The following is a 20724-nucleotide window of genomic DNA, read 5'->3' as shown; positions in this document are numbered from 1 at the left end:
AGGAGCCTCAGTGCCCACAGTTGAAATGGAACGTCGCCAGGTGGTGGTGATCGGTGCCGGTCCGTCCGGTGCCATCGCCGCCGCGTTGCTCAAGCGCAAGGGCCATGACGTCGTGATCATCGAGCGCGAGCATTTCCCGCGCTTCTCGATTGGCGAAAGCCTGCTGTCGCACTGCATCGATTTTATCGAAGAAGCGGGCATGCTCGAGGCGGTGCAGGCAGCCGGGTTCCAGGTGAAGACCGGCGCCGCGTTCGCCTGGGGCGAGCGCTACAGCGCGTTCGATTTTGGCGACACGTTCAGCAACGGCAAGCCGACCACCTACCAGGTGCAGCGCGGCGAGTTCGACAAGCTGCTGGCCGATCAGGCGGCGCTGCAGGGCGTAGACATTCGCTATGGCCAAACCATCGTCGGCGCGGATTTCAGCGGCGAATGCCGTTACCTGCATGTGCGCCGGCAAAACGGCAGCGAGTATCACCTCAAGGCCAGATTCGTGCTCGACGCCAGCGGTTACGGCCGCGTGCTGTCGCGCCTGCTCGACCTGGAGGCGCCGTCGAATTTCCCGCTGCGCCGGGCGGTGTTCACCCATGTTGAAGATCGCATCGAACACCCAGGTTTCGACCGTAGCAAAATCCTCATTACCACCCACCCTGTAAAGCGCGACATCTGGTTCTGGACCATCCCGTTCAGCAACGGCCGCTGTTCGGTGGGCGTGGTGGCGGCGCAGACGCATTTCGACGGCCGCGACAGCGACCTCGATGCCTGCCTGCGCGGTTTTATCGCTGAAACCCCAAGCCTGTCCGGCGTGCTGCAAAACGCGGTGTGGGATACCCCGGCGCGCAGCATCGGCGGCTACTCGGCCAACGTCAAAACCCTGCACGGCCCCGGTTTTGCATTGCTGGGCAATGCGGCGGAATTTCTCGACCCGGTGTTTTCGTCCGGCGTGACCATCGCCATGCGTTCGGCGAGCATGGCCGCCGGCGTGCTGCATCGTCAGCTCACGGGCGAACCCGTCGACTGGCAAACCGAATTCGCCGAACCGCTCAAGCGCGGCGTCGACACCTTTCGCTGCTACGTGGAGGGCTGGTACGCCGGGACCTTCCAGGATGTCATTTTCCACCCGGGCAGTTCGCCGGAGATTCGCCGCATGATCAGCGCGATCCTCGCCGGTTATGCCTGGGACGAGCGCAACCCGTTTGTCAGCGAGCCCAAGCGACGCTTGCGGATGTTGTCGGAAATTTGTGCGAGTGATCCGGTATGAGCAGCCAGTACCTGAGTAAACATTACGTCGAAGAAACCCGCTTCGGCCTTTGGTTTCTGCGCAGCCGCACCTGGCAACACTATGTGTTGCGCGTGGCCATCGACGACCTGCGCAGCCTGTTCAGCGAGCCTGTGCCGCACGCCCCGGTGTTGCTGGACGCCGGCTGCGGCCAGGGCAAATCCTTTGCGTACCTGCAACAGGTGTTCGCCCCGGAACGGCTGATCGGCCTGGATGCCGACCCCCACAGCCTCGACCAGAGCCAGGCCGAAGCGGCGCGCCAGGGCCTGGCCATCGAGCTGATCGGCAGCGACTGCGCCACCCTGCAAGTGCCGGACGACAGTGTCGATATTCTGTTCTGCCACCAGACGTTCCACCATCTGGTGGAGCAGCATCGCGCCCTTGCAGAGTTCTATCGCGTGCTCAAGCCCGGCGGCTACCTGCTGTTTGCCGAGTCCACCGAAGCCTATATCGACACCTGGGTGATTCGCTGGCTGTTCCGCCACCCCATGCAAGTGCAGAAAAGCGCCGAGGCGTACCTGGCGATGATCCGCGAGCAGGGCTTTGAATTTGGCCCGCAGAACGTTTCCTACCCCTATCTGTGGTGGAGCCGTGCCACGGATTTCGGCCTGCTGGAGCGTCTGGGCCTGCGCAAGGCGCCGCCGGTGGGCCAGCGTGAAGAAACCCTGGTCAATTGCGTGGCGCGCAAGCCGCTGGCGAGCAGTGCACCATGATGCGCCTGCTGCTGATCGGCTGTCTGTTGCTGCTGAGCGCGTGCGCCAGCCAGGCGCCCTTGCCGGAAAAAATCCCGGTCCTGAATTTGCCGCTGCAATTGCATGTGCAGCGCATGGAAGGCAATCAGCGCCAGGACTGGCTGCTGGTGATTCAGCGCGAGGGCGCCGCCATTCGCTGGTCGATGATGGACCCGCTGGGCATTCCCCAGGCGCGGCAAAAGTTGCTCGATGGCGCGTGGCAGGCCGACGGCTTGCTGCCGCCCAATCCGCAGGCACGCGAGCTGTTCGCCGCCCTGCTGTTTGCGCTGGCCTCGGCGGACGACCTGCGCGCCCTGTACCCGGGCGCCCAGGCCAGGGACCTGACGCGCACCCTGCCAGGGCATTGGCAAATCGTTTATCAGTCCTCCGAGGTGTTCAGCGTGAACATGACGGGCCAGCCGCTGAGCTATCGCATCACGCCGCTTGGGGTTGAGCGATGACCGCCTATCTCAATGCCCTGGGCGTGATCTGTGCCCTCGGCCGTGGGCAGGCCGAGGTCGCGCGCAGCCTGTTTGCCGGCGACTGCGCCGGCATGCGCGCCGAGAGTGGCTGGGTGCCGGAGCGTGTACTGCCGGTGGGCGCCGTGCACGGTGAACTGGCGCCGATCCCGCTGCAACTGGGCCAGCAAAGCAGCCGTAACAATCAGCTGCTGCTGGAGGCTGCACTGCAAATAGAGAACGAGATGCGCCAGGCGATCCAGACCTATGGCGCCTCGCGGGTGGGGGTTGTGCTGGGCACCAGCACCTCGGGCATCGACGAAGCCAGCCGTGGTATTGCCCAGTACCTGCGCGACCGGCAGTTCCCCGGCAATTACGACTACCAGCAACAGGAACTCAGCGCGCCGGCCAACTTTCTCGCCGACTGGCTGCACCTGAGCGGCCCCGCCTATGTGATTTCCACCGCGTGCACCTCGAGTGCCCGGGCGCTGATGAGCGCCCGGCGCCTGCTCGACCTGGGCGTGTGCGATGCGGTGATCTGCGGTGGCGTCGACAGCCTGTGCAAGCTGACCCTCAATGGCTTTACCTCGCTGGAAGCGGTGTCGGGCGAGCGCTGCAATCCGTTTTCGGTGAACCGCAACGGCATCAATATCGGCGAAGCGGCGGTGCTGTTCCTGATGACGCGCGAGCGAGGGCCCATTGCCCTGCTGGGCAGCGGCGCGAGCAGCGACGCGCACCATATTTCCGCGCCGGAACCCACCGGCAAAGGCGCGTTGCAAGCCATGCGCAAGGCCTTGAGCAGTGCCGCATTGAACCCCGAACAGATCGGCTACCTGAACCTGCACGGCACCGCCACCCAGCATAACGATGCCATGGAAAGCCTGGCCGTCGCTCAGCTGTTCCCGCACGGCGTGGCGTGTTCGTCGACCAAGCCCATGAGCGGTCACACCCTCGGTGCAGCCGGTGCATTGGAGGCGGCGTTCTGCTGGCTGAGCCTGGCTCACGGTGTGGTGCCGCCGCACGTGTGGGATGGCCAGGCCGACCCGGCACTGCCCGCGTTGCAGTGGGCACGCGGCGGTGACGCCCTGCAACACCCCCGCCTGATGAGCAACTCGTTTGCCTTCGGCGGCAACAATGTCAGCCTGATTATCGGAGAGGCCCCATGATTGATTGGCCACTCGCCGAACTGCTGCCCCACGCGGGCGACATGATCCTGATCGACCAGGTGCTGTCGTTCGATGAAGAGCAGATTCATACCTGTCTCACCGTAAAGCCCGGCGGCCTGTTCAACCGCGCGGACGGCAGCCTGCCGGCGTGGGTCGGCATCGAACTGATGGCGCAGAGCGTCGCCGCCTATGCCGGTTGCCGCGCACGCAAGAACGGCGAAGCGGTGGAACTGGGCTTCCTGCTCGGCACACGCAAGTTCGAGTGCAACGTGGATGGTTTCCCGGCCGGCGCTGAGCTGACCATCCACGGCCGGCGCTCGCTGGAAGACGACAACGGCATGGGCGTGTTCGAATGCCACCTGACCGGCGACGGCATCCAGGCCAGCGCGCGCCTGAACGTATTTCGACCGCCCCAGGCGGCCAATTATTTAGCTGAATCGAAGGACGCAACGTCATGACTCAATCCGTACTGGTCACCGGCTCCAGCCGAGGCATCGGCCGCGCCATCGCCCTGCGCCTGGCCCAGGCCGGGCATGACATCGTGCTGCACTGCCGCAGCGGGCGCGCCGAAGCCGATGCGGTGCAGGTCGAGATCCAGGCGTTGGGACGCAGTGCCCGCGTGCTGCAATTCGACGTCGCCGACCGCGCCGCGTGCCGCGAAATACTCGAAGCCGACGTAGAGCAACACGGCGCCTATTACGGCGTGGTGCTCAACGCCGGACTGACCCGTGACGGTGCGTTCCCGGCCCTCTCGGAAGACGATTGGGACGTGGTGCTGCGCACCAACCTCGACGGTTTCTACAACGTGCTGCACCCGGTGATGATGCCAATGATTCGGCGCCGCGCGCCCGGGCGTATCGTCTGCATCACTTCCGTTTCAGGACTGATCGGCAACCGTGGGCAGGTTAATTACAGCGCGTCCAAGGCCGGGCTGATCGGTGCGGCCAAGGCGCTGGCCATCGAGCTGGGCAAGCGCAAGATCACCGTCAACTGCGTCGCCCCCGGTTTGATCGACACCGCCATGCTCGATGAAAACGTGCCGGTGGAAGAACTGATGAAGATGATCCCGGCGCAGCGCATGGGCACCCCGGAGGAAGTCGCCGGCGCCGTGAACTTTCTGATGTCGGCCGAAGCCGGCTACATCACGCGCCAGGTATTGGCCGTGAACGGAGGCCTGTGCTGATGAAGCGCGTCGTTGTCACCGGCATGGCTGGCATGACCTCCCTGGGTTACGACTGGGAGACCATCGCGGCCAACTTTCGCGCCAACCGCAGCGGCATCCGGCGCATGGATGAGTGGGACCGTTTTATAGAGCTGAACACGCGCCTGGCCGGGCCGATCGATGATTTCGTAGTGCCCGCGCACTGGACGCGCAAGCAATTGCGCAGCATGGGCCGCGTCTCGCGCCTGGCGGTGTGGGCGGCGGAGCAGGCGCTGCAGGACGCCGGGCTGCTGGGCGATCCCTCCATCAAGGACGGGCGCATGGGCGTGGCCTGCGGCTCGTCTACCGGCAGCACCGATGAGATCAAGGCGTTCGGCAATATGCTGCTGAACTCGGTGGCCGAGGGGCTCAACGCCAACTCCTACGTGCGCATGATGCCGCACACCACGGCGGCGAATATCAGCATCTTCTTTGGCCTCACCGGGCGGCTGATCCCGACCTCCAGCGCCTGCACCAGCGGCAGCCAGGGCATCGGGTATGCCTACGAGGCAATCAAGTTCGGCCGCCTGCCGTTGATGCTCGCCGGCGGCGCCGAAGAGCTGTGCCCCACCGAGGCCATGGTGTTCGACGCCCTCTACGCCACCAGCTTGAAGAATGACGCCCCACAGACCAGCCCACGCCCCTACGACAGCGGCCGTGACGGCCTGGTGATCGGCGAAGGCGGCGGCATGCTGGTGCTGGAGGAGCTGGAACACGCCCTGGCGCGCGGTGCGCATATCCATGCCGAACTGGTCGGCTTCGGCAGCAATGCCGACGGTCAGCACACCACCCGCCCGGAACAGAAAACCATGCGCCGCGCCATGGAACTGGCCCTGGAAGACGCAGGGCTCGCGCCGTCCGCCATCGGCTACGTGAATGGTCACGGCACCGCCACCGACCAGGGCGACATCGCCGAAACCCTGGCCACCAGCAGCCTGTTCGGCAGCCGCATGCCCATCAGCTCACAGAAGAGTTTCCTCGGCCATACCCTGGGCGCGTGCGGCGCGCTGGAATCATGGTTCAGCATCGAGATGATGAACCGCGACCAGTACGTGCACACCTTCAACCTGGACACCGTCGACCCGCAATGCGGCGAGTTGGATTACCTGCAAGGAGGCTTTCGCGAGATGCACCACGACTACGTGATGAACAACAACTTTGCCTTCGGCGGGGTGAACACCTCGCTGATCTTTCGGCGCTGGTGCTAGCCGTCAAAAAACACGATTTTCAGAGTCAATGAGATCCAAATGTGGGAGGGGGCTTGCTCCCGATAGCGGTATGTCAGTCATGCAGCTGTCGACTGTCACTCCGCCATCGGGAGCAAGCCCCCTCCCACATGGGTTATTGCGTTGTCCTGAGGGTGAGCAACGCCACAAACGCCTTCGCCATCGGCGACTGCACACCCTTGCGTTGCACCAGCCATACCGCTGACACCGCGGCAGGGTCCAGCAAGGTGCGATACACCACCCCATCGATGCGGATGCGCTGGTACGACGCTGGCAATACCGACACCCCCAGCCCCGCCGCCACCAGGCCGATGATGGTCATCGCTTCGCCAGCCTCCTGGGCAAAGCGCGGGCTGAAGCCGGCGTCGCGGGCCAGGTCGAGCAGTTGGGCGTACAGGCCGCTGCCGTAGCTGCGCGGGAAAAACACGAACGGTTCCTCGGCCAGTTGCGCCAGGTGCAAGCCGTGTTCACTGCCTGCCGTCAACGGATGGCCGGTGTTCAACACGGCCACGAGCGGCTCACGCATCAGCTCGACGGCACTCAGGGAATCGGGCAACGGCAACGGCCGCATCAAGCCGACCTGGATCGATTCGTCCACCAAAGCCTCGGCCACCTGGGTACTGCTCATTTCCCGCAGCGTCAGGTGAACGGCCGGGAACGCCTGGCGAAAGCCATAGATCGCCTGGGGAATGCTGGCGTTGATCGGCGCCGAGGAGGTAAAGCCGATCTTCAGCTCACCCAGCTCCCCCATGTGCGCACGCCGCGCTACATCCGCCGCCTTGTCAACCTGCGCCAGCACCAGGCGCGCCTCGTGCAGGAACAAGCGCCCCGCTTCGCTCAGCTCAACGCGCCGGTTGGTACGCTCAAATAAACGCGCGCCCACTTGCTGTTCCAGCGCCTGAATCTGCTGGCTCAGCGGCGGTTGCGAGATGCCCAGTACCTGCGCGGCGCGACCGAAGTGCAGTTCCTCGGCGACGGCAATGAAGTAGCGCAAATGACGTAATTCCATCCCTTCACCATTAAGTCGCAGAAGCTATCAAACAGGTCGAACAATATATTGGAAAGAATCATTAGCCAGCTATATTCTTTTTTGCATTGCTGGCCATGGCAGTCTTGCCCACCGAGGTCCCCGTGAAATCTGCTGTCGCTCCGTTCGCCCAGGAAGTCCCGACCACTGCTTTGGATGAGGTGGCAGCCGAACTCACTGAGGCGTTCATCGAAAAAGGCACGCCGATGTTCATGCGCACGGTGCTGGCGCTGTTCTGCGGTGGCTTCGCCACGTTTGCCTTGTTGTATTGCGTGCAGCCGATGATGCCGGCGTTGTCCCATGAATTCGCCATCAATGCCGCGCAGAGCAGCCTGATCCTGTCGGTGTCCACGGGAATGCTCGCGTTCGGCCTGTTGATCACCGGGCCGATATCCGACCGGCTGGGGCGCAAACCGGTGATGGTGGCGGCGTTGTTTTGCGCGGCCCTGGCGACGTTTGCCAGCGGCCTGATGCCGAGCTGGGAGGGCATCCTGCTGATGCGTGCGCTGGTGGGCCTGTCCCTCAGCGGCCTGGCCGCCGTGGCGATGACTTACCTCAGTGAAGAGATTCACCCGCAGCACATCGGCCTGGCGATGGGCCTGTACATTGCCGGCAACGCGATTGGCGGCATGAGTGGGCGTCTGATCATCGGCGTGTTGATCGACTTCGTCAGTTGGCACACCGCGATGCTGATCATCGGTGCCCTGGCACTGATCGCGGCAACCGTGTTCTGGAAGATCCTCCCCGAGTCGCGCAACTTCCGCGCCAGCAGCCTCAAGCCGCGCAGCCTGATGAATGGCTTTGTCATGCACTTCAGGGACGCCGGCCTGCCGTGGCTGTTCCTTGAGGCCTTTCTGCTGATGGGCGCCTTCGTGACGCTGTTCAACTACATCGGCTACCGCCTGCTGGCCGATCCCTACGACTTGAGCCAGGCGGTGGTCGGTCTGCTGTCACTGGTGTACCTCTCGGGCATCTACAGCTCGGCGAAAATCGGCTCCCTGGCCGACCGCCTCGGCCGCCGCCGCGTGCTGTGGGCCACTATCGTATTGATGCTGGCCGGCTTCGTCCTGACCCTGTTCAGCCCGCTGTGGCTGATCGTGCCCGGCATGCTGATCTTCACCTTCGGCTTCTTCGCTGCCCACTCGGTCGCCAGCAGCTGGATCGGCCGGCGCGCCGTCAAGGCCAAGGGGCAGGCCTCGTCGCTGTATCTGTTCAGCTATTACGCGGGATCGAGCATTGCCGGGACGGCAGGTGGGTTCTTCTGGCACCTGGGCGGCTGGAACGGGATCGGCGGGTTTATCGTGGCGTTGTTGATCGGTGCGCTGCTGGTGGCGTTAAAGCTGGCGAAGTTGCCGCCGTTGGGGGAGGTCTGAAGGTTTCTGGCTTTTAATGTGGGAGGGGGCAAGCCCCCTCCCACATTTTTGCTCTGTATTTTATTCGTGATACTGCGCCGACAGTTCATGCACCGCGCGCAGGAACGCGCCGGCGTGCTCAGGGTTCACTTCCGGCGTAATGCCATGGCCCAGGTTGAACACATGCCCGGTGCCCTTGCCGTAGCTGGCCAGGATGCGGCCGACTTCGTTGCGGATCGCTTCGGGGTTGGCGTACAGCACGGTCGGGTCCATGTTGCCTTGCAGCGCCACGCGGTTACCCACGCGCTGGCGCGCTTCGCCGATATCGCAGGTCCAGTCCAGGCCCAGGGCGTCGGCACCCGCGTCGGCGATGCTTTCCAGCCACAGGCCGCCGCCCTTGGTGAACAGTATGACCGGCACTTTGCGGCCTTCGTGTTCGCGGATCAGGCCGCTGACGATCTTGCGCATGTAGGCCAGGGAGAACTCCTGGTACGCCGCCGCCGACAGGTTGCCGCCCCAGGTGTCGAAAATCTGTACAGCCTGGGCACCGGCCATGATCTGGCCGTTGAGGTACGCCGTGACCGACTGCGCCAGCTTGTCCAGCAGCAGGTGCATGGCCTGCGGATTGTCGTAGAGCATGGCCTTGGTCTTGCGGAAGTCTTTCGACGAACCGCCTTCGACCATGTAGGTAGCCAGGGTCCAAGGGCTGCCGGAGAAGCCGATCAGCGGGACGCGACCATTGAGTTCGCGGCGGATGGTGCTGACGGCATCCATCACATAGCCGAGATCCTTGTGCGGATCGGGAATCGGCAGGGCCTCGATGTCGGCCAGGGTACTGACGACTTTCCTGAAGCGCGGGCCTTCGCCGGTCTCGAAATACAGGCCCTGGCCCATGGCGTCGGGGATGGTAAGGATGTCGGAGAAAAGGATGGCCGCGTCCAGTTGCGGGTAGCGATCCAGCGGCTGCATCGTGACTTCGCAGGCGAATTGCGGGTTCATGCACAGGCTCATGAAGTCGCCGGCATGGGCGCGACTGGCCCGGTATTCCGGCAGGTAACGACCGGCTTGACGCATCATCCACACGGGCGTGACGTCTACGGGCTGCTTGAGCAGGGCACGAAGGAAACGGTCGTTCTTGAGGGCAGTCATGTCGGCATCCGCAAAAAAAGTGCGGGCATTTTCTCAGAGCACGACGCAAAAGGCACGGAATGCACCGTGCCTTTTGTCTATCGGGTCAATTTGTCGCGGTAGCTTGAATACACCGCAAGACAAATGTGGGAGGGGGCTTGCTCCCGATTGCGGTGTATCAGTCACCAAACTCATTGGCTGACACACTGCCATCGGGAGCAAGCCCCCTCCCACATTTTGATCCCGTTTCAATTTGGGATCAGGAGTCAGACCTGCAGGTAGTCCAGGATCCCTTCGGCGGCGTTGCGGCCTTCGAAGATCGCCGTCACCACTAGGTCAGAGCCGCGCACCATATCGCCACCGGCAAAGATTTTCGGGTTGCTGGTCTGGTGCTTGTATTGACCTTGTTCCGGGGCCACCACGCGGCCCTGGCTGTCGGTCTGGATGGTGAACTGCTCGAACCACGGCGCCGGGCTTGGGCGGAAACCGAAGGCGATGACCACCGCGTCGGCCGGGATGATCTCTTCGGAACCCGGGATCGGCTCGGGGCTGCGACGGCCACGGGCGTCCGGTTCGCCGAGACGGGTCTCGACCACCTTCACGCCTTCGACACGGTCTTCACCGACGATGGCAATCGGCTGGCGGTTGTAGAGGAATTTCACACCTTCTTCCTTGGCGTTCTTCACCTCTTTGCGCGAGCCCGGCATGTTGGCTTCGTCACGGCGATAGGCGCAGGTCACCGACTTGGCGCCCTGACGGATCGAGGTGCGGTTGCAGTCCATCGCGGTGTCGCCACCGCCGAGTACCACGACCTTCTTGCCCTTCATGTCGACGAAATCTTCCGGCGCCTTTTCAAAGCCCAGGTTGCGGTTGACGTTGGCGATCAGGAAGTCGAGCGCGTCATACACGCCCGGCAGGTCCTCACCGGCAAAACCGCCCTTCATGTAGGTGTAGGTGCCCATGCCCATGAACACAGCGTCGTATTCGGCGAGCAACTGCTCCATGGTGATGTCCTTGCCGATCTCGGTATTGAGACGGAACTCGATACCCATGCCGGTGAACACTTCACGACGGTGGCTCAGTACGGTCTTTTCCAGCTTGAATTCGGGAATGCCGAACGTCAGCAGCCCGCCGATTTCCGGGTTCTTGTCGAACACCACCGGGGTCACGCCACCACGTACCAGCACGTCGGCACAGCCCAGGCCAGCTGGGCCGGCGCCGATGATCGCGACGCGCTTGCCGGTGGGCTTGACCTTGGACATGTCCGGGCGCCAGCCCATGGCGAACGCGGTGTCGGTGATGTACTTCTCGACCGAACCGATGGTCACCGCACCGAAGCCGTCGTTGAGGGTGCAGGCACCTTCACACAGACGGTCCTGCGGGCACACCCGGCCGCAGACTTCCGGCAGGGTGTTGGTCTGGTGCGACAGCTCGGCGGCGGCGAGGATGTTGCCCTCGGCCACCAATTTCAGCCAGTTGGGAATGAAGTTGTGCACCGGGCACTTCCATTCGCAATACGGGTTACCGCAGCCCAGGCAGCGGTGGGCCTGGTCGGCCGAGTGCTGGGGCTTGAAGGGTTCGTAGATTTCCACGAACTCTTTCTTGCGTTGACGCAACAGTTTCTTCTTCGGATCCTTGCGCCCGACATCGATGAACTGGAAGTCGTTATTCAGACGTTCAGCCATGTTAAAACCTCATCAAACTCTTCAGGCGCATATCACTGCGGGTTGGCACGGATGCTGGAAAGCAACGATTTCAGGTTGGCAGCCTTGGGCTTGACCAGCCAGAAACGACGCAGGTAATCATCGAGGTTTTCGGCGAGGTTACGCCCCCATTCGCTGCCGGTCTCTTCGACGTACTCGTCCAGCACATGCTGCAAGTGGTTACGGTAGGACTCCATGGCTTCGCCGCTGATGCGCTGGATCTCGACCAACTCGTGGTTGACCTTATCAACGAAGGTGTTGTCCTGGTCGAGCACGTAGGCGAAACCGCCGGTCATGCCCGAACCGAAGTTGTAACCGGTCTTGCCCAGTACCGCGACAAAGCCCCCGGTCATGTATTCGCAGCAGTGATCGCCAGTGCCTTCCACCACGGTGTGGGCACCGGAGTTACGCACGGCGAAACGCTCACCCGCAGTACCGGCGGCGAACAGCTTGCCACCGGTAGCGCCGTACAGGCAGGTGTTGCCGATGATTGCACTGTCCTGGCTCTTGTACACGCTGCCCGCAGGCGGAACGATCACCAGCTTGCCGCCGGTCATGCCCTTGCCCACGTAATCGTTGGCGTCGCCTTCGAGGTACATGTGCAAACCGCCGGCATTCCACACGCCGAAGCTCTGGCCTGCGGTGCCCTTGAAGCGGAAGGTGATCGGCGCTTTCGCCATGCCCTGATTGCCGTGCCTGCGCGCGATTTCGCCGGAGACGCGGGCGCCGATGGAACGGTCGCAGTTACAGATGTCCAGAGCGAATTCGCCACCGCTGGCGTCATTGATCGAGGAGCCGGCCATATCGACCATCTTCTCGGCCAACAGGCCCTTGTCGAACGGCGGGTTACGCTCCACGCCGCAGAACTGCGGTTTGTCGGCCGGGATGTGATCGCTGCCCAACAGCGGCGTGAGGTCCAGGTGCTGTTGCTTGGCGGTCTGACCCTGAAGGATTTCCAGCAGATCGGTGCGCCCGATCAGTTCTTCCAGCGAGCGCACGCCCAGCTTGGCCAGCCACTCACGGGTCTCTTCGGCGACGTAGGTGAAGAAATTCACCACCATGTCGACGGTGCCGATGTAGTGGTCCTTGCGCAGTTTTTCGTTCTGCGTGGCGACGCCAGTGGCGCAGTTGTTCAGGTGGCAGATGCGCAGGTATTTGCAGCCCAGGGCGATCATCGGCGCGGTGCCGAAGCCGAAGCTCTCGGCGCCGAGGATCGCGGCCTTGATCACGTCGAGGCCGGTTTTCAGGCCGCCGTCGGTCTGTACCCGCACCTTGCCGCGCAGGTCGTTGCCGCGCAGGGTCTGGTGGGTTTCAGCCAGGCCCAGCTCCCACGGTGCACCGGCGTACTTGATGGAGGTCAGCGGCGATGCGCCAGTGCCGCCGTCGTAGCCGGAGATGGTGATCAGGTCGGCATAGGCCTTGGCCACGCCGGCGGCAATGGTACCCACGCCGGCTTCCGCCACCAGTTTCACCGAGACCAGCGCCTGCGGGTTGACTTGCTTGAGGTCGAAAATCAGCTGCGACAAGTCTTCGATCGAATAGATGTCGTGGTGCGGCGGCGGCGAAATCAGGGTCACGCCGGGCACTGCGTAGCGCAGCTTGGCGATCAGGCCGTTGACCTTGCCGCCCGGCAGTTGCCCGCCCTCACCCGGCTTGGCGCCCTGGGCCACCTTGATCTGCAGCACTTCGGCGTTGACCAGGTATTCCGGGGTAACGCCGAATCGGCCGGTCGCCACCTGCTTGATCTTCGAGCTTTTCAGCGTGCCGTAGCGCGCCGGGTCTTCGCCGCCTTCGCCGGAGTTGGAACGCGCACCCAGGCGGTTCATGGCTTCGGCCAGGGCTTCGTGGGCCTCGGGCGACAGGGCGCCCAGGGAAATACCGGCGGAGTCGAAGCGCTTGAGGATCGATTCCAGCGGTTCGACTTCACTGATGTCCATCGGCGTGTCCAGGGTCTTCACCTTGAACAGGTCGCGGATCATCGACACCGGGCGGTTATCCACCAGGCTCGTGTACTGCTTGAACTTGGCGTAGTCGCCCTGCTGCACGGCGGCTTGCAGGGTGCTGACCACGTCCGGGTTGTAGGCGTGGTATTCACCACCGTGCACGAACTTGAGCAGGCCGCCTTGCTGGATCGGCTTGCGCGCGCTCCAGGCTTCGGCTGCCAGGGCTTTCTGTTCAGCTTCGATGTCGACGAAGCGTGCCCCCTTGATGCGGCTCGGCACACCACGGAAGCTCAACTCGCAGACTTCTTCGGACAGGCCAATGGCTTCGAACAACTGCGCGCCGCGATAGGACGTGACGGTGGAGATGCCCATCTTCGACAGGATCTTCAGCAGGCCTTTGGTGATGCCTTTACGGTAGTTCTTGAACACCTCATAGAGGTCGCCCAGCACTTCACCGGTACGGATCAGGTCGCCCAGCACTTCGTAGGCCAGGAACGGGTACACCGCCGAAGCGCCGAAGCCGATCAGCACCGCAAAGTGATGCGGGTCACGGGCGGTGGCGGTTTCGACGAGGATGTTGGAGTCGCAACGCAGGCCTTTTTCGGTCAGGCGGTGGTGCACCGCACCCGTGGCGAGCGAGGCGTGGATCGGCAGCTTGCCCGGCGCGATATGACGGTCGGTCAGCACGATCTGGGTACGCCCGGCACGCACGGCTTCTTCGGCCTGATCGGCGACGTTGCGCACGGCGGCTTCCAGGCCAACACTCTCGTCGTAGTTCAGGTCGATGATCTGGCGGTCGAAGCCCGGACGCTCCAGGGTCATCAGCGAGCGCCACTTGGCCGGGGAAATCACCGGCGAGCTGAGGATCACGCGGGAGGCGTGCTCAGGCGATTCCTGGAAGATGTTGCGCTCGGCACCGAGGCACACTTCCAGGGACATCACGATGGCTTCGCGCAGCGGGTCGATCGGCGGGTTGGTCACCTGGGCGAACTGCTGGCGGAAATAGTCGTACGGCGTGCGCACACGCTGGGACAGCACGGCCATTGGCGTGTCATCGCCCATGGAGCCGACTGCCTCATAGCCTTGCTCGCCGAGCGGGCGCAGCACCTGATCGCGCTCCTCGAACGTGACCTGATACATCTTCATGTATTGCTTGAGTTGGTCTACGTCGTAGAAAGCCGAGCCGTGGTCGTTGTCTTCCATGGTCGCCTGGATGCGCAGGGCGTTCTTGCGCAGCCATTGCTTGTAGGGGTGACGCGACTTCAAGCGGTTGTCGATGGCGTCAGTGTCGAGGATCTGCCCGGTTTCGGTGTCCACGGCCAGGATCTGGCCAGGGCCCACGCGGCCTTTGGCGATGACGTCTTCAGGCTTGTAGTCCCACACGCCGATTTCCGAGGCCAGGGTGATAAAGCCGTTGGTGGTGGTGACCCAACGCGCCGGGCGCAGACCGTTACGGTCGAGCAGGCACACCGCGTAGCGGCCGTCGGTCATGACCACGCCGGCCGGGCCGTCCCACGGTTCCATGTGCATCGAGTTGTACTCGTAGAATGCACGAAGGTCCGGGTCCATGGTTTCGACGTTCTGCCACGCAGGCGGAATGATCATGCGCACGCCACGGAACAGGTCGATGCCGCCGGTGACCATCAGTTCGAGCATGTTGTCCATGCTGGAAGAGTCGGAACCCACGCGGTTGACCAGCGGGCCGAGCTCTTCGAGGTCCATCAGATCGTTGGCGAACTTGGTGCGACGGGCCACGGCCCAGTTGCGGTTGCCGGTGATGGTGTTGATCTCGCCGTTGTGGGCGAGGAAGCGGAATGGCTGAGCCAGCGGCCATTTTGGCAGGGTGTTGGTGGAGAAGCGCTGGTGGAACACGCAGATTGCGGTTTGCAGGCGCTCATCGCTCAGGTCCGGATAGAAGGCGGTGAGGTCCGCCGGCATCATCAGGCCTTTGTAAATGATGGTCTTGTGGGAAAAGCTGCAGATGTAGTGATCGGTGTCGGCGGCGTTGAGCACCGACGAACGACGACGCGAGGTGAACAGTTTGATCGCCATGTCCTGGTCGCTCAGACCGTCGCCTGCGATGAACACCTGTTCGATCTGCGGCAGGCGCTCGTTGGCCAGGCGGCCGAGCACGCTGGTGTCGATCGGCACTTTGCGCCAGCCGATCAGTTGCAGGCCGGCGGCGACGATCTCGCGGTTCATGTTTTCGCGAGCGGCTTCGGCTTTGACCGGGTCCTGGTTGAAAAACACCATGCCCACCGCGTATTGCTTGGGCAGGTCGACCGAAAAATGCTGTTTGGCCACAGCGCGCAGGAACAGGTCGGGCTTTTGAATCAGCAAGCCGCAACCGTCACCGGTCTTGCCGTCGGCGTTGATCCCACCGCGGTGGGTCATGCAGGTCAGGGCCTCGATGGCCGTTTGCAAAAGGGTATGACTGGGCTCGCCCTGCATGTGGGCTATCAGGCCGAAACCGCAGTTATCCTTGAATTCATCGGGATGGTACAGACCTGCTTTCATAGACACTTTCTCACCAGGCTGCCTCTTATACCGAGGCAAATTTCTTTTCAATTCAACCGGTTACCTTCCACGCCGAACGTACGCCGGCTTAGCGGGGGCAAAAGGGAGGTCATTGTACACACCGACACGAACGCTCACAAATTTAGCGACGAAATTTCGCAAATCTATGTCGCACTTATGAAAGGTTTAAAGCGATATGCTGTGCTAGTCAAAACTTTTTTAATTTTGACTGCCACGACTCAAAAGCTACCGTGACGCAGACACCACAAAGCGCGCGGCCTTCAGGGCTGCACGCTGTTGTAGTTTTTTTGAGGTGCCGGGAGGGCGGCCTGGGTAAGGCCGCCGGATCTTCAGCGAGCAGTTGCCAGTTCTTGTTGAACGCTGGCAACGGTGCGAGGCCAAGGTTTACCAGCCTGAACCTTCGCTGGCAAGGTTTTGATCGCGGAATCAGCCGCGGCACGGCTGGTGAAGTTGCCGTAAGTGATCACGTAGAGAGGCTTGCCGTTGAGCACTTTCTTGAAATAACGGTACTCGCCGCCCTGCTCTTTCACGAACGCCTGGGCATTGGCTTCGGAGCTGGTGCCCAGGATCTGCACCACGAAATTGCCGGTAGGCTGGCTGGCGTACCAGCCGCTGCCGGCGGCGCCGGCCTTGGCGACAGTGGCTGGCTTCTCGGCCGGCTTGGCGGCGGTGGTCGGCGCAGGCTTGGCGGCAGGTGCAGGCGTGACCGGCTTGGTCACCGGCGCGGGCTTGGCGGTGGCGACCGTCGGTGCCGGAGTCGGGGTTGCGGCAGGTGCCGGTGCAGGCTTGCCCGCCGGTACGCCGGCTGGCGGTGCGGTGGTGGTGACGGTCGGCGGAGTGGCGCTGGAGCCTTCCACCGGCACGCCGTCGTCACCTTCGGAGATGCCACCGGCTTCTTCGGCGAGCGGACCGCGCATCACCGGCTGGCCGACCATCGGCAGGTTGGTCGGTTGACCGGAGTTGGCGAACTCGACGTTCGGTGTGGGCTTGCCCAGTGGCAACTGCGCCTGTTCCGTTGGCGCGCCGGCCGTGGTCGGCGCCTTGCTGCGGCCCGGGATCAACCAGGCGGCGGCAACGGCGACCACGACAACAGCGGAAATGGCCAATACGTGCTTCTTAGGCATAGTGAACCCCATCTTTGGACGCTTGACCGCGGAGCGGCTGGCAATCATGGCTTCGATCATCGCATCGCGGGCAACCTGATTGATGTTTCCAGGCCAGCCATCGGAGCTTTCGTGAATATCAGAGATCTGATTTGCCGTGAAAAGTTCGATACCCGCCCCGGCGCCTTCGAGGCGCTGGGCCAGGTATTCGCGGGTTTCTTCTTCTTCGTAGGGCTGCAACTCGATAACGTGGAACAGCTCCTGTTCGCCGCTGATCTGCTCCAGATCGGCGATCAACGACGACTCACCAAACAGGAACACGTGCGGGCGGCCTTCCGGCGTACCGGCGGCCAGCGCCAGCAGCGCCTCAAGGGCGGACTCGTCGAGCTGCTCGGCGTCGTCCACCAGCAGGTAGACTTCCTGACCGGTCAGGCCCAACTGCACCACCTGCTTGAGAATGGCATTGGGCTCGGCGTTGGCCACGTCCAGCGCCTGGGCGACCTGACGCAACACACCCGCCGCATCGCCGGCACCACGGGCCGACACCACCACACTCTGCACCGACTGTTTGTTGGTGCTGGCAACCAGCGCCTGGCGCAGCAAGGTCTTGCCGCTGCCCAGCGGGCCCGTCACCACCAGCAGTAGCTGGCTGTAGCGCGCAAGGTGATGCAACTGACCCAGCACCGGCTTGCGCTGGGCCGGGAAGAATTTGAAACCAGGCACCCGTGGAGCGAAGGGGTCGTGGCTCAACTGGTAGTGGCCGAGGAACGCCTCGTCGGCATGCAAACTAGTCATCGCGATCTTATTAACCTTTAAGCTGGGCCAGGGCGCGGTAATCCGCTCCCAGCGTGGCCTGTAAAATCTCTTTCGGATAATCGTCGGTCACCACCGCTTCGCCCATGCGGCGCAGCAGCACCAGTCGAAGTCGACCGTCGATCACTTTCTTATCTACCGCCATATGTTCGAGGAAGTCCGCCTCGGTCATCTGCGCGGGTGGAATCACCGGCAAACCGGTACGCTGCAACAGACGGATACCGCGATCACGCTCCTGGGCGCTGATCCAGCCCAGGCGCTGGGACATCTCCAGTGCCATTACGGTGCCAGCCGCGACAGCCTCTCCATGCAACCACACACCATAGCCCATGTGCGTTTCGATCGCATGGCCGAATGTGTGGCCCAGATTGAGGGTGGCGCGCACGCCGGACTCTCGTTCATCGGCATTGACCACCAGCGCCTTGGCCGCGCAGGAGCGCGAAATGGCTTCGGTGAGCGCCACTTGATCGAGGGCGCGCAGAGCGTCCACATGCTCCTCCAGCCAGGTGAGGAACGGTTCGTCGCAGATCAGCCCGTATTTGATGACTTCCGCCAGCCCCGCCGACAGCTCGCGCGGCGGCAAGGTGTTGAGCGTCGTGGTGTCGATCAGTACGGCCTGCGGCTGGTAGAACGCGCCGACCATGTTCTTGCCCAGCGGGTGGTTGATGCCCGTCTTGCCGCCCACCGACGAATCGACCTGGGACAGCAAGGTGGTCGGCACCTGAATGAAATCCACGCCGCGCTGGTAGCAGGCGGCCGCGAAGCCGGCCATGTCGCCGATCACGCCGCCGCCCAAGGCGACCACGGTGGTGCGGCGGTCATGCCGCGCGGACAGCAGGCCATCAAAGATGAGCTGCAGGGTTTCCCAGTTCTTGTGGGCTTCGCCGTCGGGCAGCACCACGGAAATTACCGAGTACGCCGAAAGGCTGCGGCTCAGACGTTCAAGGTACAGCGGCGCGACCGTTTCATTGGAGATGATCGCCACCTGCCGCCCGGCAATGTGCGGCGTGAGCAAGTCAGGCTGGTCCAGCAGGCCTTCACCAATATGGATCGGGTAGCTGCGCTCGCCTAAATCGACCTTAAGTGTCTGCATGTGTCCCCGCGTGAGAGATGGATTGACGACCGGCAACGTCCGCTGCCTGATGGCTCCACGCCACACCTCAAGGTGATGACGCGCCGCCGAGAATAGCGCATTTCGGGCCAGGCTTTAACGGGGTGGCAGCCGATGCAGGCGTTCAAGAATCTCGACCACCACCATCCGCGGCGGCCGTTCATCGGTTTGCACCACCAGATCGGCTATTTCCCGGTACAGCGGATCACGCAGGGCAAGCAAATCCCGCAGGGTTTTTTCCGGGTTGGCCGTGCGCAACAACGGGCGATTACGGTCGCGGGCGGTGCGGCCCACTTGCTGCTCGACCGACGCATGCAGATACACAACCCGACCACCGGCATGCAGTGCTCGACGATTCTCATCACGCATCACCGCGCCACCACCGGTTGCCAATACCACGCCGTCGCAATCGCACAGCTCGGCAATCATCGCCTGCTCGCGGTCGCGAAAGCCCAGTTCGCCTTCCTTGTCGAAGATCCATGGGATATTGGCGCCCGTGCGCAATTCAATTTCCTTGTCGGAATCTTTGAACGGCAGGCGCAGCTCTTTGGCCAGCAAACGGCCGATGGTGCTTTTTCCAGCGCCCATCGGCCCTACAAGAATCAAATTTCGCACAGAATCAACGACTCACAGCAATCGCCTGGTTATTCATGATACGCGGAGTCAGGAATACCAGCAGCTCGGATTTTTTCTCCGCCAGCACATCACGCCGGAAAAGGCGGCCAAGATACGGCACATCGCCCAAAAATGGCACTTTATCTACCACTTTGCTCTGGGTATTGGAGAAAACCCCACCGATGACGATGGTCTCGCCGTCCCGAACCAGCACCTTGGCGTTGACCTCGTTTTTCTTGATCGGCGGTACGTCATTGAGTTTGTTCAAATAGTCGGGCTCATCCTTGGTGACTTTCACTTCCATGATCACATGGTCGTCGGGGGTGATCTGCGGGGTGACTTCCAGCGACAGCGAAGCCTCCTTGAACGACACCGAGGTGGCACCGCTGGAACTGGACTCCTGATAGGGAATCTCGGTGCCCTTGAGAATGCGCGCAGTCTCCTTGTCGGAGGTGACCACCTTGGGCTGTGAAACGATTTCGCCATTGCCGGTTTTTTCCATGGCGCTCAGTTCCAGGTCCAGCAGGAAGTTATCGGTGATGAAGGCGATGCCCAGCCCGGACGCGCCGGCGAGCGAGCCAAGGTCGACGAAGGGTGAGGCGGATGGGCTTTCCGGCGGCTTCGCGCCCTCGGCCAAGGATTTCGGGATACCGCCGGCGCCCCAGTTGCCGCGACTGAGCCGCCCGCCCCAACGCACGCCCAGGCTTTTGTCATAGTCGACATTGGCCTCGACAATCCGCGCCTCGATCATCACCTGGCGCACCGGAATGTCCAACTGCGCCACGATGCGCCGCAGCTCTTCGAGCCGTTCACCGGTCTGGTAGGCAATGATGTTGTTGGTGCGATCATCCACCGCCACCGAGCCGCGTTCGTCGGGGGTGCCTTCGAGGCCGTTCACCGACTGGAACAGCTTGGCCAGGTCGGCCGCCTTGGCGTAGTTGACCTGCAACAGCTCGCGGCGCAACGGCGCCAGGTCGGCCATCTGCCTTCGCGCCTCCAGGGTCAGCAGTTCGCGCGCGGCCAGTTCGTCGGCGGGCGCCACCAGCAACACGCCGGCTTTCATCCGCTTGTCCAGGCCCTTGCTTTGCAGCACCAGGTCCAGCGCCTGGTCCCAGGGTACATTCTTCAGGCGCAGGGTGACCGAGCCTTGCACCTCGTCACTGGCAACCAGATTGAGACCCGCCACGTCGGCGATCTGCTGCAACGCGGCGCGCAGGTCGATGTTCTGGAAATTGAGGTTCAGTGTGTCGCCGGTATAGGCGCCCGACGCTGCGCCACCGGGTGGCGGCAACTGGATCAGGTCTACACGATTGGGCACAGCAGCAGCCATCGG

General features: G+C 62.9%; 16 protein-coding genes. 8 read left to right on the top strand and 8 right to left on the bottom strand.

The window, feature by feature from the left end; all coding sequences use genetic code 11:
- Positions 1 to 10: 10 nt before the first annotated feature.
- From JOE32_RS19400 to JOE32_RS19370, 7 genes are read left to right on the top strand one after another with little or no spacing between them, the layout of a single operon-like run.
- Positions 11 to 1258 (top strand): NAD(P)/FAD-dependent oxidoreductase, encoded by a 1248-nt coding sequence (locus JOE32_RS19400; protein ID WP_209987655.1) that lies wholly within the window; start codon positions 11 to 13, stop codon positions 1256 to 1258.
- Positions 1255 to 1989, top strand: a complete 735-nt coding sequence (locus JOE32_RS19395) for a class I SAM-dependent methyltransferase (protein WP_209987652.1) — start codon at positions 1255 to 1257, stop codon at positions 1987 to 1989. Before JOE32_RS19400 ends, JOE32_RS19395 begins: the two co-directional genes overlap by 4 nt.
- Entirely contained in the window at positions 1986 to 2468 is a 483-nt protein-coding gene (locus JOE32_RS19390; protein ID WP_209987650.1) for a hypothetical protein, read from the top strand. Before JOE32_RS19395 ends, JOE32_RS19390 begins: the two co-directional genes overlap by 4 nt.
- Positions 2465 to 3631 (top strand): beta-ketoacyl-[acyl-carrier-protein] synthase family protein, encoded by a 1167-nt coding sequence (locus JOE32_RS19385; protein ID WP_209987647.1) that lies wholly within the window; start codon positions 2465 to 2467, stop codon positions 3629 to 3631. Before JOE32_RS19390 ends, JOE32_RS19385 begins: the two co-directional genes overlap by 4 nt.
- Entirely contained in the window at positions 3628 to 4089 is a 462-nt protein-coding gene (locus JOE32_RS19380) for a hotdog family protein (RefSeq protein ID WP_209987644.1), read from the top strand. The genes JOE32_RS19385 and JOE32_RS19380 overlap by 4 nt, the downstream gene beginning before the upstream one ends.
- Positions 4086 to 4814 carry a 3-ketoacyl-ACP reductase FabG2 gene (locus JOE32_RS19375; RefSeq protein WP_209987641.1) on the top strand — a complete coding sequence of 243 codons (729 nt, stop codon included), beginning with the start codon at positions 4086 to 4088 and terminating at the stop codon, positions 4812 to 4814. The genes JOE32_RS19380 and JOE32_RS19375 overlap by 4 nt, the downstream gene beginning before the upstream one ends.
- Positions 4814 to 6040, top strand: a complete 1227-nt coding sequence (locus JOE32_RS19370) for a beta-ketoacyl-ACP synthase (RefSeq protein ID WP_209987638.1) — start codon at positions 4814 to 4816, stop codon at positions 6038 to 6040. The genes JOE32_RS19375 and JOE32_RS19370 overlap by 1 nt, the downstream gene beginning before the upstream one ends.
- Before the next feature lie 133 nt (positions 6041 to 6173).
- Here JOE32_RS19370 and JOE32_RS19365 read toward each other — a convergent pair whose 3' ends face one another.
- A complete protein-coding gene (locus JOE32_RS19365) occupies positions 6174 to 7067 on the bottom strand; it encodes a LysR family transcriptional regulator (protein ID WP_209987635.1) in 894 nt (297 codons plus the stop codon).
- 122 nt (positions 7068 to 7189) lie between these two features.
- Here JOE32_RS19365 and JOE32_RS19360 point away from each other — a divergent pair, with 122 nt between their 5' ends.
- Entirely contained in the window at positions 7190 to 8458 is a 1269-nt protein-coding gene (locus tag JOE32_RS19360; RefSeq protein WP_209987632.1) for an MFS transporter, read from the top strand.
- 60 nt (positions 8459 to 8518) lie between these two features.
- On the opposite strand, the gene hemE is transcribed toward JOE32_RS19360, so the two are convergent.
- The 7 genes from hemE to JOE32_RS19325 all read right to left on the bottom strand — a co-directional run bounded on the left by hemE (position 8519) and on the right by JOE32_RS19325 (position 20721).
- Positions 8519 to 9586 carry a uroporphyrinogen decarboxylase gene (gene hemE, locus JOE32_RS19355; RefSeq protein ID WP_209987629.1) on the bottom strand — a complete coding sequence of 356 codons (1068 nt, stop codon included), beginning with the start codon at positions 9584 to 9586 and terminating at the stop codon, positions 8519 to 8521.
- 245 nt (positions 9587 to 9831) lie between these two features.
- Complete coding sequence (locus JOE32_RS19350) at positions 9832 to 11250, bottom strand: FAD-dependent oxidoreductase (RefSeq protein ID WP_209987626.1); 1419 nt, start codon at positions 11248 to 11250, stop codon at positions 9832 to 9834.
- Positions 11251 to 11282: 32 nt separating this feature from the next.
- Positions 11283 to 15728 (bottom strand): glutamate synthase large subunit, encoded by a 4446-nt coding sequence (gene gltB, locus JOE32_RS19345; RefSeq protein ID WP_209987624.1) that lies wholly within the window; start codon positions 15726 to 15728, stop codon positions 11283 to 11285.
- 350 nt (positions 15729 to 16078) lie between these two features.
- Positions 16079 to 17647 carry an AAA family ATPase gene (locus JOE32_RS19340; protein ID WP_057008501.1) on the bottom strand — a complete coding sequence of 523 codons (1569 nt, stop codon included), beginning with the start codon at positions 17645 to 17647 and terminating at the stop codon, positions 16079 to 16081.
- Positions 17648 to 17657: 10 nt separating this feature from the next.
- Positions 17658 to 18758, bottom strand: coding sequence for a 3-dehydroquinate synthase (gene aroB, locus JOE32_RS19335; RefSeq protein ID WP_209987621.1), 1101 nt, complete (start codon positions 18756 to 18758; stop codon positions 17658 to 17660).
- Between the two features lie 114 nt (positions 18759 to 18872).
- Entirely contained in the window at positions 18873 to 19391 is a 519-nt protein-coding gene (gene aroK / locus JOE32_RS19330) for a shikimate kinase AroK (RefSeq protein ID WP_209987618.1), read from the bottom strand.
- Positions 19392 to 19395: 4 nt separating this feature from the next.
- A complete protein-coding gene (locus tag JOE32_RS19325) occupies positions 19396 to 20721 on the bottom strand; it encodes a type IV pilus secretin PilQ family protein (protein ID WP_209990625.1) in 1326 nt (441 codons plus the stop codon).
- Positions 20722 to 20724 lie beyond the last annotated feature (3 nt).

Origin of the sequence: Pseudomonas sp. PvP025, assembly GCF_017832155.1 — a bacterium.
Taxonomy (GTDB): Bacteria; Pseudomonadota; Gammaproteobacteria; order Pseudomonadales; family Pseudomonadaceae; genus Aquipseudomonas.
The sequence above is the reverse complement of the archived record's forward strand: the minus strand, read 5'-3'. Positions and strand labels throughout refer to the sequence as shown.

What these genes read in the sequence shown, in the direction of transcription:
- JOE32_RS19395 (WP_209987652.1), top strand. Translation starts at nt 1,255, where the DNA reads ATGAGCAGCCAGTACCTGAGTAAACATTACGTCGAAGAAACCCGCTTC.
- JOE32_RS19390 (WP_209987650.1), top strand. Translation starts at nt 1,986, where the DNA reads ATGATGCGCCTGCTGCTGATCGGCTGTCTGTTGCTGCTGAGCGCGTGC.
- JOE32_RS19385 (WP_209987647.1), top strand. Translation starts at nt 2,465, where the DNA reads ATGACCGCCTATCTCAATGCCCTGGGCGTGATCTGTGCCCTCGGCCGT.
- JOE32_RS19380 (WP_209987644.1), top strand. Translation starts at nt 3,628, where the DNA reads ATGATTGATTGGCCACTCGCCGAACTGCTGCCCCACGCGGGCGACATG.
- JOE32_RS19375 (WP_209987641.1), top strand. Translation starts at nt 4,086, where the DNA reads ATGACTCAATCCGTACTGGTCACCGGCTCCAGCCGAGGCATCGGCCGC.
- JOE32_RS19370 (WP_209987638.1), top strand. Translation starts at nt 4,814, where the DNA reads ATGAAGCGCGTCGTTGTCACCGGCATGGCTGGCATGACCTCCCTGGGT.
- JOE32_RS19365 (WP_209987635.1), bottom strand. Translation starts at nt 7,067, where the DNA reads ATGGAATTACGTCATTTGCGCTACTTCATTGCCGTCGCCGAGGAACTG.
- hemE (WP_209987629.1), bottom strand. Translation starts at nt 9,586, where the DNA reads ATGACTGCCCTCAAGAACGACCGTTTCCTTCGTGCCCTGCTCAAGCAG.
- JOE32_RS19350 (WP_209987626.1), bottom strand. Translation starts at nt 11,250, where the DNA reads ATGGCTGAACGTCTGAATAACGACTTCCAGTTCATCGATGTCGGGCGC.
- gltB (WP_209987624.1), bottom strand. Translation starts at nt 15,728, where the DNA reads ATGAAAGCAGGTCTGTACCATCCCGATGAATTCAAGGATAACTGCGGT.
- JOE32_RS19340 (WP_057008501.1), bottom strand. Translation starts at nt 17,647, where the DNA reads ATGACTAGTTTGCATGCCGACGAGGCGTTCCTCGGCCACTACCAGTTG.
- aroB (WP_209987621.1), bottom strand. Translation starts at nt 18,758, where the DNA reads ATGCAGACACTTAAGGTCGATTTAGGCGAGCGCAGCTACCCGATCCAT.
- JOE32_RS19325 (WP_209990625.1), bottom strand. Translation starts at nt 20,721, where the DNA reads ATGGCTGCTGCTGTGCCCAATCGTGTAGACCTGATCCAGTTGCCGCCA.